This window comes from Roseiconus nitratireducens, from assembly GCF_008629675.1.
Lineage (GTDB): Bacteria > Planctomycetota > Planctomycetia > Pirellulales > Pirellulaceae > Stieleria > Stieleria nitratireducens.
Genome location: NZ_VWOX01000024.1, coordinates 23,563 through 36,792, shown reverse-complemented (window position 1 = coordinate 36,792; position 13,230 = coordinate 23,563). Strand labels below are relative to the sequence as shown.

Sequence of the window (13,230 nt, the reverse complement as noted above, 5' to 3'; positions counted from 1 at the left end):
ACGCATGGTGAGTCAGGTGGCACCGCCAGGGCGGAGTCCTGACGGTTGCAATTCGGAGAGATGCCCGCGAGGGGCGATCGGGTCAAAAACCGATGCCGTGGTATTCGAATCCCTTGCCTTGAAGATCCATCGCTTTCAGCTTGTTGCGGCCATCGAAGACGAACGCGGGCTTCTTCATGGAATCGAAGATGGCGTCAAAATCGGCGTCGGCGAATTCATCCCATTCCGTCAGGACCGCGATCGCATGCGCGTCGGCGGACGCTTCTTCGCAGCTGGATGCGAACGAGACATGCTCGTCGATCAGTTTCTGTTTGGCGTCGCTGATCACGCCGTCGCCTTCGGTGAAGATCGATCGTAAGTCTCGCAGGATGTGTTCGCGGCTCACCTGCGGGTCGTAGATGCACAGTCGGGCTTTTTCCAACAGCAGATCACGGCAGACATAGATCGCTGCGGACTCACGCGTGTCGTTGGTGTCTTTTTTGAAGGCGAATCCCCAGATGCCAATCTTCTTATCCGAGACCGTGTTGAACATGGTTCGGACCATGCGGGTGACAAACCGCTGCTTTTGGTAGTCGTTCATCTTGACGACTTGTTCCCAGTATTCGGCCACTTGAGGCAAGCCGAAGTACTCGCACAGGTACACCAGGTTCAGGATGTCCTTCTGGAAGCAACTGCCCCCGAATCCGACGGAAGCTTTCAGGAATTTGGGCCCGATTCGCGAATCGGTTCCGATCGCCGAGGCGACTTCGTCGACATCGGCTTCGGTTGCCTCGCACAGAGCGCTGATGGCGTTGATCGACGAAACACGCTGGGCCAGAAACGCGTTGGCCGTCAGCTTTGACAACTCACTGCTCCACAGGTTGGTCGTAAGCAAGCGGTCACGGGAAACCCAGTTCGCGTAAACCGAAACCAGGGCTTCGATCGCTTCGGCGCGTTCGCCGCCGATCAACACGCGGTCGGGAGCCAGCAGGTCTTCGATGGCAGTGCCTTCCGCCAGGAACTCCGGGTTGCTCAGCACATCGAAAGTGGCTGCGTTGTCGGAATTGGCCAGGATGCGTTTGACGGCTTCGGCGGTGCGAACCGGCAGGGTGGACTTTTCGACCACGATCTTGTGGCCTTCGGAGACCTCGGCAATGCGGCGGGCGCACTTCTCGACGAACTCCAGGTTCGCTGCCCGACCGGCGCCGACGCCGAACATCTTCGTGGGCGTGTTGACGGAGATGAAAACCATGTCGGCCGCACGAATCGAATCATCGATGGCCGTGGTGAACGACAGGTTCTTGCCGCGGCATTGTTGAACGATGTCGTCCAGGCCGGGTTCATAGACCGGTAATTGGTCGGAATTCCATTGTGCGATCCGGTCCGCGTTGATGTCGACCACTTTCACGTCGATGTGCGGGCACTTATGAGCGATCATCGCCATCGTTGGACCGCCGACGTAGCCGGCACCGATACAACAGATTTTTGATACAGCGAGGGTCTGGTCTGGCATGCGTGAAATTGGTTTGGTGTTCAAAGACGGGGCGTCGATCGGCGGGGCCGAGGCGACTGCGAGACTTATACGTTTTCCGGCCATCCCGGCGTCAAGGAGACTTTAGATCGCCAAAATCGACCGCCCTACCCGGCGATCAGCTTGGGTGCCCCGCGGAACCGCTATCGCGGTTTAAGGGACCCGCCGGTGTGGGGGACGTGGGACCGGTCGCCACACTGTAGGTTGCTGTCAGAACGATGATACTCGTGACGCAAAAATTCGATTGACGGCCAACGGGCAACAGCGGTTGCCTCCGGAGTGATTGGCAGAACCGTGAAGATCGGTCCGATGCTCGATCAGCTTTCTTCGACCGGCGCCGCGCCCAGCGGTTCCAATTGGCAATCATCCAATTTCACGCTGACGCCCTGGTCCATGAAACGGACCGAAACCAGCAACCGCGTTTCCTGATCACGCCGCAGCACAACCCCTTCGAATCCAGCAAACGCACCGTTCTTGACCCGAACCTGTTGTCCCGGCACCAGTCGGCCTTCGACCGACAATGGCACGTGCATGTCCACCAGGTCGCTGATCTGCGTCAGGTCCGTGATCAGCGGTCCGGTGTCGGTGATCTCCGATACTTGCTGCACGCACCCGGTGCAGACGGCCTGGTAGCGGGCGTCGTCGTTGCCGCACAGGAAAACGTAGTTGTTAAAAAGCGGCACGTAACTGGTGCGGACACGACCATTGGGCGAACGTCGACGTTGCTCGATCTGTGGCCCATAGTGCGGGACTTCCAGTTCCCGGAGTCGCCGCATCAGTTGCTTCTCTTGACGAGATTTGGTGTACAGCAGCCACCAGGATTGCTGCTCGGCCAGTTCAGACTGCAGCAGGTTTTCGGGGTACCGGTCGGGTTCTTGGGGCAGAATCGGCAATGGTCTCACCCTGGAAAAGTATGACAAGCGATCGGGTAAATCGTAACCAATCCCGGATCGGGGAAAGCCCAGCGACCGGTCTGGTGGAGGGCCGATCTTACCGGACCGCGAGGACCACGGGCCAGCCAGATCTTCGGGAGGCCAAATCCTCGGGCCGATCGTCAGGCGAATCGGGTCGATGCAAATTCGGTTCCGATCGTTCTCACGATTCTGGGGCTTTGCTTGTTGGCAAGTTGGGGTGAATGGGTGACTGGCTTTACTTGTGAAGACTGGATTGGCTTGAATGGGACCGACGTTCGATCGGCGCGGACTTCGTCCACGTGGGTGACATCCGGATTCAGAAATCGGAGTGGCACACCAGGCGGATGGTGATGGAATGCGATCATCTGCGGCACGTGCCAAAGCGGCTTGGCCAGGGGGCGGGGCTGGACCCAAGCGTCTCTGGCCGTCGGACCTTCGTTCTGCGAGCAGAGCAAAGGATGCACCATCCGAAAAACTTGGACAAGCTTGGACGTCGCATTCGGCGGCGGATGCTTGGGAAGCATACCGGCCGGACGGCGAGACAGGAGGGTCGGGTTGCAGCGTCTGACGAAAGAGGTGGGACGGCAGCCCAACGAGCAATACTTATTGGCGTCCGGAAACCAACGCAGGGACCTCGTTGATGAGTTCTTTTCGCGAGATCGCCGGCTTGGCCGGGGAGGGCGAGTTGACCCCCCAGCGAGGCGCCGCGATGTGTTCGCGTTCCAGGTCGTTGATGACGTGCTGAATCTGTGGCTCCAGATCCGCAAGCATCAGACTGAGTTCGGCAAATTTTTCATGAATCCCGGGAGTGTCCGCTTTGGCGACGATCAACAGCGTTCCGATGTTCAGCGGTGCGCCGGGAGTGCCGCTGGCGGTCAGCAAAGGCCAGCGCAGTTGAATTTGGTTGGTCCGCTCCGGCATCCGTCGCTCGGCCCAACTGGCGTGGTAGCCTTCGTGCAACCAGGAGAGGTTCAGATCGATGCTGATCTTGGCCATGTCGTGCGCCTTGGCAAAGTGAACCAGGGGTTCCCAGACCAGGTGCCACTTGCCGTCGCCCTGCAGCGGGACGCAATCGTGGTGCTCGTCTTCCGCGGTGTCCATCTGGCTTCGAGGCGCCTTGAAAAATGAACGGGTCATGTTGGTCGCCTTGATCACCACCAGGCGGCACTCCGCGTGCCCGAACGAACGCGTCAACACCAGGAAGCTGCCGGCGACGATGATGCCCAGCAGAGCCAACCAGGGCATTTCGTAATGAGCCGACGCGACGGCCAGCGTGGTCGTTAGGACGCACAGGGAGGCGACGATGATCAACATCCCCCGGTGGCCATACTTCTTTTGCAGCAAGTGATGCAGGTGGGCGCGATCGGTGGTGTAAATACTGCGTCCGGTCAACAATCGGCGGGCGATTGCCGCAGCCGAATCAAACAGCGGAATGGCCAGGATGCCGATCGGTGCCGATGCCAACAGCGTCGAGCCTTTGACGCTGGCCCACACCGACAGGACGCCGACGAGCAGTCCGATGACCATGCTGCCCGCGTCGCCCAGGAAGATGGATGCCGGCGGTTTGTTGTAAACCAGAAATCCGATCAGGCTGCCGGCCAAGCAAAAGGCCATCATGCATCCCAGTGGCGATCCGTACTCCCAACTCAGCACCGCCAGTCCAAAGCTGATGAAGCATCCGGTGGTGGTTGCTACCCCGTCCGCTCCATCGATCAAATTCAACGCGTTGACGCACACCAGCAGCCACAGCACGGTGACCGGAAAAGCCAGCGATCCCAGGTGAACTTCGATCCCCAGTAGCCCGATTTTTTGGACCAGCGTTCCGCTCCCCACCAAAACGCTGATGATCAGGATTTGCAACAACAACTTCTGGCGACCGCGGAGCGCCCACTTGTCGTCGATCAAGCCGATCGCAAGCATCGCCAGGGTGCAAAAAATCAGGCTGTACCATTGCGGCGTGACCGTTCCCAAAATCGATTCGCTCTGGAACCGGTCCAGCATGATGACCGAGAAGAATCCGACCAGCAGGGAGGCCAGGACGGCGACGCCTCCGCCAAGTGCGATCGGGGCGTCATGCAGTTTTCGCTCGCTGTCGGGCTGGTCAACGATGCCGATACGTCGGGCCACCGAACGCACCACGGGAACGAGCGCAAGAGCGGCAACGATTGAGGCAGCAATGGAAACGAAACTCAACCAAATCATTGGCGTGCGCGTCACGTAGCAGGGAGATCTGATTCGAAGGGGTTGTGATCGGATCGCCAGATCTAGGGGCCTGGATGCCACGCATGAAGTTCCCCCGGTTATTCGACGTTCCGAAATAGTCTACCCGAAAAATAGCTGGACTCTGGAGAAAATTCCGCCTGCCAGGCAATTCAGGAAGAGTTGCGCGATTAGTAAAAATATTACCGATTGGCGAACGTCTGAAGGGCTGGGACGAACCCAGGGAGGTCGCGATTTCCCTACGTTCGTTAGAGCTCCCCAGAATGTCAAAACCGGTACAGCTGGTGTTTCCGTCAGTTTTGGTTAAATCCGTTGAACCGTTAAGGCGATAAACCTGGTACCGCGGTGTGCCCTCAGGGGGCGGACCGCCTGATGAAAGCCAGACAAGACTTCGGATTCCGCCAGCAGCCAAGGGGGGCCAAATGGCGATTCGTTCATACCGTGCGGCCGACGCACTCGAACAACGCCCGACCCGGTCGGCAACTCCCGTTTCAGCAGCACCTGCATCGCACGCTGCGGCCGATCATCGATCCGCCGCCGCGGCCCCGCTTCGGCTGCCAACGCGACGCGCACGCCTGCGGTCCCTGATTCTGAGCGGCGCCGCCGCCATGATATTGTCCAACGCGACTGGTTGCATGGTCGTCGACGGTGTTCACCGCTACGTCAAGCAAGCGAACTGCCTGGACGATTTCGTGATCTCCCATCGCAACCGGGCGATGGCGGCCAAGGCCTGGTACCGCGAAAAGGAATGCCACTGCAACCAAGCCTACCTGGCTGAGTTCAAGGAAGGTTTTCTGCAGGGCTACATCGACGTCGCTACCGGCGCCGACGGATGTGTTCCCGCGATTGCCCCCAGCCAGTATTGGGGTTGGCGATACCAGTCTGCCGACGGGCAAGCCGCCGTCAACGCCTGGTTCGCCGGGTATCCCCTAGGGGCGAAAGCCGCCGAAGAAGACGGGGTCGCTCACTGGGGGCAAATCGTCACCATGGATCGACACGTCCCAACTGCGGCAGATGCCTACCAGCAGCAACCGGTCGCCCCGACACCGGCACCGTACATGATCGGTCCCGACGGACAGCCGATCACGGAGGAAGTGATTGTGCCGGGTTCCGAAAGGATCGTTCCTGACGGCGAAGCGTTGGAGGAGTTGGACCTGGACCAGACGATTGAATCGCTGGCGCCGCCCGCGGGGGAAGCGCTGCAGGAAATCATTCCCGAAGCCTCGATTCAACCGGTCGAACGGCCGCTCAGCCAATCTCAGAACTTTCGTTCCGGAGAAATCGATGGTTCCGATGCGGGAATCGCCGACTACAACGCGACGCGGGCCGAAATGCCCGAAGGTCTGAATCGACCGGTTCTGGAGAACGTGGTCGACATTTCCCAAACGACATCCAACGCCGGATCGGCGTCGGCCAACGGTGTCGAACTGAGTCTTTCGGATGCGGGCGATTTACCGGCCACCGAGAAGAGTTCCATTCCCTTCGGATTCAATGATCTGGGGGACGATGCGATCGAAGGCATCTTCGGCGCGCAGAATCGTTCGGGACTTCCGCCCGGCTCAGATGCGGTGACCGAAACGGCCAATGCATCCGGTGAGATTCCATTCAAATTTGATTGACGGCAGATCGGATTGTCAGCCTCGCCGAGAATCCTGTTGGGTCAACGGTGACGGAAACGATCAGCCAGCGCCTCCGTGCGGCGTGCACCCGGTGGACACCGTGTTGAACCGCCGTTGGACGTTTTAACCAACGCCAAAACCTACTGTGATGAGTTCAGGGATGAATAACACGACTTCACTCTCGAGTGACTGCCCGGGTGCGGTTCAGCCGCAGCCCTGCCGCGGTACCATCTTCTCGGGGATCCTGCGGCTTGGTACCAAGGCGTTCGCTGCGGCCTTGCTGGCCGGATCACTCAGCGGTTGCACGGCGCTGACGCAACCGATCGATGGCGTTCCGGCGGAACGCTTGCCGCAACAATTCTTTGCCGAGCCAAAGAACGATTTGGTTCCCGTCGACATCTCGCTCCTGACGCTTGAGCCGCCACGCGAGTACTTGATCGGGCCCGGCGATATTCTGGGCGTCTACATCGAAGGGGTGTTGCCGTTCAATCCGCCCAATGCTCCGCCGGAACCGCCGCCGGTGAACTTCCCGGATGCCGAAAGCACCCTGCCGCCATCGATCGGTTACCCGATCGCCGTGCAGGAAGACGGGACGCTGGCGCTGCCGCTGGTGGAACCGTTGCAGGTGGACGGGCTGACGCTGGATCAAGTTCGCGATGCGATCCGCAATGCCTACATCGAAACCGACATCCTGAGATCGGAAAAGGCACGTCCGATCGTCACCGTGATCCAGGAACGGACCTACGATGTGATCGTCGTCCGCGAGGACGGCGGGGGTATCGGCGGTGGCGCCGGAGGCGGAGGCGGCGGTGGATACATCCGCGGTAGCGATCGGTCGGCAAGCGGCGGACTGGTGAAACTGCGGGCCTACCAAAACGACATCCTGCACGCCTTGGTGGAAACCGGGGGGCTTCCCGGCTTGAACGCCAAGAACCAGGTGAAGGTGTTGCGTAACACCGCCCAGAACAAAGAGCTGCGGATGCAGTTCCTGGAATCCTTCCGACGGCAACAGAAAGCGGCCATGCTGGATCCCTGTGCCTGCCCGCCCCGACTGCCGGAAGACCCGACCGTGCTGCGAATCCCGCTGCGATTGCCGCCAGGCGTGGTGCCGGAATTGACCGTGGAAGACATCACCCTGGAAGACGGCGACATCGTGTACATCGAATCGCGTGAGACCGAGGTCTTCTACACCGGCGGACTGTTGCCCGGCGGCGAGTTCCCGCTGCCTCGCGATTACGACCTGGACGTGCTGGGCGCCATGGCTTTGGCCGGAACGGGAGTGTACGGGCAAGCTCGGGGCGGCGGCGGCAGCCGCGGGATTGGAGGCTTGGGTTCGGCCATCGCAACCATTCCTCCCGGAAAACTGTACATCCTCCGCAAGACCGACTGCAACGGCCAGGTGGCAATCGAAGTCGACCTGACCAAGGCCATCAACGACCCAAGGGCACGTCCTTTGGTCCAGGCCGGCGATACCTTGATCTTGCAGTACAAGTGCGAGGAAGAGATCCTGAACTTCGGACTGGGGACCTTCTTCACCTACGGCATCCAAGAGTTGCTGAGGAATAACTGACCACGCGTTACCGGATCATCAACGCGAAACGCCGCGGGGCACACGACCCGCGGCGTTTATTTTTTTGCGCTGGCGATCATTGTCTATTCTGAAGAGATTCTGCGCGAGCAATCGGACGCGTTGGGCTTCTCGGCGAAGGAATACAAAGACGATGTGATCCAACGCGTGCGATTCTGTTGAAAGCAGCGCGGTTCAAGTCCGGATGACTTCAGAATGGAATCAGCGTGAACCAGTCGCCGGGTCGGAAGATCGGTTTGCCAACGGAAGAACGCATGCATCACCGCCAGCCATCCGCCGGCCCAGTGCTTTGCCAGGCCGCGGTCTGGCTGCGTGAAATCGACGACGTACCACAGCCCTTCCGGAGCCAACGCTGTGGTCAGTTGGCTGACCAATCGCCGCAGTTGGGGCTCGGCAAAACAGTCCAGAAAGAACGCGGTGACGATCAGATCATATTGCCGTGTCGGCCATTGGGCGTTCAAAACGTCGCCGTGTTCCAGCTGGACCTTGTGCCGAAGCGGATGGCGTGCAATGCGTTTCCGCTGGCACTGAAGCATCTTGGCGCTAAAGTCGACGCTGCGGATGTTTTCAACCAAATTGCTGGAGGTTGGCCCACGGTTGAGAAGTTGGTCCAGGAATGATTTGAGCAGTCGGCCGTCGCCGTCACCCAGAAACAGAACCTGGCGACACGGTGGGATCTCGTCCAGCAAACGTTCACGCCAACGTTGCAGCCCGCCGGCAAACCGCAACCGTTCGATCGTCTGATACCACGGCGCGAGTCGGTCATATCCCCGGGGCGACGAATCAGACATGCGTTCGCGGTGTGAGAGCATGAAAACGGCAATAAGAGCGTATCGCAAATGAAACCACGCGCAAGGGGCGCCAGCCGGCCCGTCCGCCCCGGCATGATTCCGCCGACGGGGCAGCGTCCTGGCAAACGGCGGGCCTTCAGCCCTGCGTTTTTTGGGGTGACGATTCCCCAGCCCTGTCGGGCTGGGCTGGGCAAACGGTTGGGCCTTCGGCCCGAGGGCAATTGTGCAGGGCCGATGATGAAAACGATCCGGTGTGCAGTTGACGATTTCGCGGCGGGGCAACGCCCCGGCATTTGCCCAGCCCGGCCCAACGGGCCGGGGATCACAATCCCCAATCCCACGGTAGGGCCGACGGCCCGGCCCTTTGTTCCCGATCGACCGCTAGGCCCAACCTGCCGCAAGCAGCGTCAAGGCGGCCGGGGCGATCAAGGCATAGTCGGCCAGCAGGCAAACCCGGTTGGTTGCCGTTTGATCCGACGTGTCTTTCAGCTGTTGAGCCAATGAAGCGAGAATCAATGCGCTGCCGATCAGCGGGGCAGAAACCGTGACCGGAAGAACTCCGGTGGCCCCATTGATCGCGGCGAACAGCGCGATGCCGATGCTGATGGGGGTCAGCCTGCGACGAATGTTCGTTCGCCGTTTCAACCAACTGGGATCGCCCTGCTGGTCGTCCGCGTGCTGTTGTCCGACCGAAACGATCAGGCAATTGACAATGCACAGCGCGATCAATGCGATCGTTGCGACCGCCGCGGCGAATGTCAGTCCGTGGCACCACGCGGGCAGACCGGTGCCCACGGCAAAGATCAGCCCGACCCACAACTCCTTCGGATGGTCGGTCTTCAAGACCGACCGGTGCACGGCGACGAAATACAGCACAACCAGCAGAACCACCGCCCAGCCGGCGCGACGCGTGGCGTCATCTAACAACGTCAGGGTCATCCAAAGGTCGATCGCCAATCCGACGATCCAGGCCGCCACCATCGGAACGGCAACGCGGCGGACGAATCGGTGACGGTCCGCCGTCGCGGCGCTAAAATCCAGCCGCCGCACATCCAGCAATCGGTCGGCCACGTAGATCAACCAAACCGTCAGTGCCAGGACAGCTTCCGAGGCGGTCACCGGCCCCAAGCCAGGCCAAACGCTGTTCACCGCTGTGCCGGAACTCGTGCCTCCAGTCCAGTGCAACAGCAGGGAGGACCAAACCAACGCCACCAGCGGAGCATCCAGCGACAGCCCGTTTGCCCTCGCCAGCCAGGTGAAGACAAGACTTCTTGGTCGTTCGGTCGTTTCCAGCAGAATCGAGGACATGCCACGGCGTGGAGTCGAATTCGGGACGGTCGCCGTCGATCACCTTACCACGGCGAGAGCCGATTCCAAACCGAGCCGACGCACCCCTGCGGCGTCGGACCGCAGTCTCTCCCCTTCCTAGCCGTCAACGTACGCGTAGATTTCCGCCAAACGCTCGAGCACCTCGGTGGGGTTTGCCTGGCGGAGTTGGCTTTCCGTTTGAGCGCCCGTGGTGATCCCAAACGTCATCCCGCACCCGGCGTTTTTGCCTTCGTCGATGTCGATCTGTGAGTCGCCAATTTTTACGACGGATGCGGCTTGCCGGACTCCGGTCAATTGCATGGCTTTGTGGATCATGTCCGCCGCGGGGCGACCGTTTTCGACGTCGCTGGCGGTCACCAGAGCGTCGATCTCTCGCCCAACGCTCCAGCCCAGTTTCCGGATCAACCGTTCGGCGGTGCCACGGTCGTAGCCCGTGTTCAGAACAACCTTGATTCCGCGCTTGTGCAGTCCTTTGAAGACACTGGACGCACCCGGTTGCTCGCGGACATGCAATTCCCCGTACGCGGTTTCGAGCCGCTTTTTGAAGTCGGCAAAAATTGTGGAAACTTCGTCGTCGCTGTGGTCACGGCCGTCGAGGGCCAGGACATCGCGGATCGCTTGAGATTTTTCCTTGCCCGCTCCGGCGGCTTGAACCTGTTCTTGGGTGAATTCATACCCGGCCGCGTTGATGGCCGTGCGCACCGTTTTGTAGACCACATTGTCTTCGTCGACCGTCGTGCCGGCCATGTCAAAAACGACCAGTTCAATCATCGTAAATCTCTCCCAGATGGTGTAACGCGTAACCCGGGCTGCTGGTCATCCCCTTGCCGCCAATGCCGGTCACGATGTGAATCCGGTCATCAATCGTTTTGGTATAGATGCCCGACGTGGCATTGGACTGACAGTAAAGGCCGTACCAGGATTGTTCGACATCCCACCGGGAGAGAGCAAAAATCTTGCTTCCTTCACGGATGAAGTAATCGTTGACCTCCTGACGAATGTCGAAGCTCAGGTCGTTCATCCGGGCCACCGGTGCATACTCATGGGAGTCGCCGAGAATGATGCCGCCATCGACTTCTTGTTTAAACAACACGTGAACACCCCAGCGTTTCCAGAACGCATCAACCGGCTCGCGTGATTTGACGGCCTTCCACGACGGACACTCGGCAAAGCTCTCATAGCGACGAATGGACAGCCCGGTCAGGATGTTCCCTGGGATGGACACGTTGCCCTGCGGTTTCAGTCGCAACATTTGAAGCTTGACGACTTCCATCCCGCTGGATCGAAATACTCCGGGGAAGAGTCCCTGCAGCTCGGTGCCGCAACAAAGGATCGCGTTCTCGGCGGTGAACAGGCTGCCGTCATGGGTCACGGCCCGCACACGGTCTGACGAATCCGTGGTCAGTTCGCGCACGCCGTTCTGGAAGCATCCGCGAAAGCGGTCCTGCTCCGAAAGGAACGCGTGGACTCGGTGGATCATGACGCGGGGGTTGACGGATATTTCTTCGGAAAAGAACAGTCCGCCGCGGCAGTAATCTGAGCGCAGATTGGGATACCGTTCCCGACATTGCTTGGCGGTCCAGAGCTCCGAACGATATCCCGTGGCCGCATTGATTGTCCGCAGCTCTTCAATCAGCTGCAGTTCATCGTCGTCGGATGCGATGTACAGGCTTCCGTGTTGTCGAACGGAGATATCGAACCGCGCCTGCAGGTCTTTGTAAATCGCCAGGCTCTCGCGGCCCAGCGGTTGCCAGTGCCGGTCCAAACCCGAGGGAACGACCTGACCGAAGTTGCGCACCGTTGCTCCACGAGGAGCGGGGTGGCGTTCGAGCAGTGTCACACTTAACCCTCGACGCAACGCATGGTACGCGTGAAATGCTCCCAGGACGCCTCCACCGATAATCAGCAAGTCCGATGTGTTTTGGGAATTCGCCATTGAAAAGAGTTTTCAACTGTCGGGAAGCGTTCGGTGGTAATGAATGCCCAGCAGCACGGAGATGATGGACGATGCAACAGCAACCAGGACCGATGCCCAAAGAAGGAGCCCCAGAAAGCTCACTTCGCCGGAGACGGTATTGCGAAACACCATCACCGCAACATACCCCAGGTATCCGATCGCATCGGCCAGGTACATCAGGTAACCGATCGTCCCGGGTTCGCGAAACGCAGCCAGCATTCGCTCAAAGACCGTGGTGTGGAAGGCGACGTAGGGAATGTACATCCCGGTCCCCAGCAGAACCATGAAGACCATCGGCGACAAGGCACCGGAACGCTGCCCGGCGACCGCCAGCAGGACGATCGAGAAACCGACGCACAACAGTGCGATCGATGATAGAAAAGCCAAGCGGTTGTTTTTTAACAGGAACGCGCATCCGTTGATCATGACGACGCCAATCATCACCCAAAACTCCGATCGGGCGAAGACGTTCGGTTTGTCGTCGACGCCGAGCTCCTGCCAGACTTCGACCGCAAAGTCGTCTCGCATGCTTCGGACAATCGTCAACAGCACGTAGATCGATAACAACCCGATCATCCCGGCAGCGTGCCGTCGAAAGAATGCATGGCGGTCCATGCGACCCATTGGCGCCCGCTTGGACCGGGAAGCTTCATCCATGGCGGTGGGCGGCGGAATCTGAGAAAGGAGCGAAACAAATAAAAGCAGGGGAAAGACAAACAGCAGCCCACTCAAAAAGGGCATCCAGTAGGGATCAACTTGGTAGTCTTGGATCAAGCTTCGCCCAACGGTTTTGACGAAGCCGGACGAAACAATGAAGCTGGCGCAAAGTCCTGCGGACAACGCTTCGGTGACCTTTCGGCCCTCCAGAAAGCCGAGCACCAGGCCAAAAACCATTCCCAGTGGCAGTCCGTTGACAAACAACCAAATAAAATTCCAAGGTACCGGTGTCACGGCAAACAAGAATAAGGCCGTCTCGGCAATCGCGATCAGTACCAGAATCGAAACGGCCCGGTAACGAGGACGCATCTCCGAGACGATTTTGATTCCGATGAATTTTGACAGCGTGTACCCGGCAACTTGGGCCGCGATCAGAATCGTCTTGAACCCGATGCCCAGCCATTGCGTGTCGGCGTATGTCGCCGCGGTGAAGGGCTTGCGGAAACCGTACATGCAAAAGTACGTGCCGAACGCCGCGATGATGCAATAAGCCGAGAACGCGAACGGACCGGCCTCGGCGAGCCGCATGCTGATCGAACTGTCGCTCGATAACGGAAGATCGTCGCTGCGACTCATCTCGGCACC

10 protein-coding genes are annotated in these 13,230 nt (G+C 59.6%); 2 read left to right on the top strand and 8 right to left on the bottom strand.

Annotation, left to right across the window (positions count from 1 at the left end; genetic code table 11):
* Positions 1–82 precede the first annotated feature (82 nt).
* The 3 genes from FYK55_RS26020 to FYK55_RS26010 form a co-directional block, all read right to left on the bottom strand.
* The gene (locus FYK55_RS26020; protein WP_150079564.1) at positions 83–1,492 is read right to left on the bottom strand and encodes a UDP-glucose 6-dehydrogenase; all 1,410 of its coding nucleotides are present in this window, start codon (positions 1,490–1,492) and stop codon (positions 83–85) included.
* A 335-nt stretch (positions 1,493–1,827) separates the two neighbouring features.
* The gene (gene nusG, locus FYK55_RS26015) at positions 1,828–2,412 is read right to left on the bottom strand and encodes a transcription termination/antitermination protein NusG (protein ID WP_390621782.1); all 585 of its coding nucleotides are present in this window, start codon (positions 2,410–2,412) and stop codon (positions 1,828–1,830) included.
* Between the two features lie 615 nt (positions 2,413–3,027).
* Positions 3,028–4,626, bottom strand: a complete 1,599-nt coding sequence (locus FYK55_RS26010; protein WP_150079562.1) for a glycosyltransferase family 4 protein — start codon at positions 4,624–4,626, stop codon at positions 3,028–3,030.
* A gap of 626 nt (positions 4,627–5,252) precedes the next feature.
* Here FYK55_RS26010 and FYK55_RS26005 point away from each other — a divergent pair.
* Both FYK55_RS26005 and FYK55_RS26000 read left to right on the top strand, forming a co-directional pair.
* A complete protein-coding gene (locus tag FYK55_RS26005; RefSeq protein ID WP_150079561.1) occupies positions 5,253–6,263 on the top strand; it encodes a hypothetical protein in 1,011 nt (336 codons plus the stop codon).
* A 160-nt stretch (positions 6,264–6,423) separates the two neighbouring features.
* Complete coding sequence (locus FYK55_RS26000; RefSeq protein ID WP_150079560.1) at positions 6,424–7,833, top strand: polysaccharide biosynthesis/export family protein; 1,410 nt, start codon at positions 6,424–6,426, stop codon at positions 7,831–7,833.
* Positions 7,834–7,916: 83 nt separating this feature from the next.
* Here FYK55_RS26000 and FYK55_RS25995 read toward each other — a convergent pair whose 3' ends face one another.
* From FYK55_RS25995 to FYK55_RS25975, 5 genes are all read right to left on the bottom strand, one after another.
* Entirely contained in the window at positions 7,917–8,642 is a 726-nt protein-coding gene (locus tag FYK55_RS25995) for a class I SAM-dependent methyltransferase (protein WP_161604757.1), read from the bottom strand.
* Between the two features lie 381 nt (positions 8,643–9,023).
* Positions 9,024–9,950: a hypothetical protein gene (locus FYK55_RS25990; protein ID WP_150079558.1), complete on the bottom strand. Its 927-nt coding sequence runs from the start codon at positions 9,948–9,950 to the stop codon at positions 9,024–9,026.
* A 117-nt stretch (positions 9,951–10,067) separates the two neighbouring features.
* Complete coding sequence (locus FYK55_RS25985) at positions 10,068–10,742, bottom strand: phosphonatase-like hydrolase (RefSeq protein WP_150079557.1); 675 nt, start codon at positions 10,740–10,742, stop codon at positions 10,068–10,070.
* On the bottom strand, positions 10,735–11,907 hold the full coding sequence (locus tag FYK55_RS25980; protein ID WP_150079556.1) for a TIGR03364 family FAD-dependent oxidoreductase: 1,173 nt from the start codon (positions 11,905–11,907) through the stop codon (positions 10,735–10,737). The genes FYK55_RS25985 and FYK55_RS25980 overlap by 8 nt, the downstream gene beginning before the upstream one ends.
* Positions 11,908–11,919: 12 nt before the next feature.
* Positions 11,920–13,221, bottom strand: coding sequence for a DUF5690 family protein (locus FYK55_RS25975; protein WP_150079555.1), 1,302 nt, complete (start codon positions 13,219–13,221; stop codon positions 11,920–11,922).
* Positions 13,222–13,230 lie beyond the last annotated feature (9 nt).

Excerpts from the sequence above, each read along its gene's own strand:
- FYK55_RS26020 (WP_150079564.1), bottom strand. The coding sequence starts at position 1,492 with ATGCCAGACCAGACCCTCGCTGTATCAAAAATCTGTTGTATCGGTGCC.
- FYK55_RS26010 (WP_150079562.1), bottom strand. The coding sequence starts at position 4,626 with ATGATTTGGTTGAGTTTCGTTTCCATTGCTGCCTCAATCGTTGCCGCT.
- FYK55_RS26005 (WP_150079561.1), top strand. The coding sequence starts at position 5,253 with ATGATATTGTCCAACGCGACTGGTTGCATGGTCGTCGACGGTGTTCAC.
- FYK55_RS26000 (WP_150079560.1), top strand. The coding sequence starts at position 6,424 with ATGAATAACACGACTTCACTCTCGAGTGACTGCCCGGGTGCGGTTCAG.
- FYK55_RS25995 (WP_161604757.1), bottom strand. The coding sequence starts at position 8,642 with ATGTCTGATTCGTCGCCCCGGGGATATGACCGACTCGCGCCGTGGTAT.
- FYK55_RS25990 (WP_150079558.1), bottom strand. The coding sequence starts at position 9,950 with ATGTCCTCGATTCTGCTGGAAACGACCGAACGACCAAGAAGTCTTGTC.
- FYK55_RS25985 (WP_150079557.1), bottom strand. The coding sequence starts at position 10,742 with ATGATTGAACTGGTCGTTTTTGACATGGCCGGCACGACGGTCGACGAA.
- FYK55_RS25980 (WP_150079556.1), bottom strand. The coding sequence starts at position 11,907 with ATGGCGAATTCCCAAAACACATCGGACTTGCTGATTATCGGTGGAGGC.
- FYK55_RS25975 (WP_150079555.1), bottom strand. The coding sequence starts at position 13,221 with ATGAGTCGCAGCGACGATCTTCCGTTATCGAGCGACAGTTCGATCAGC.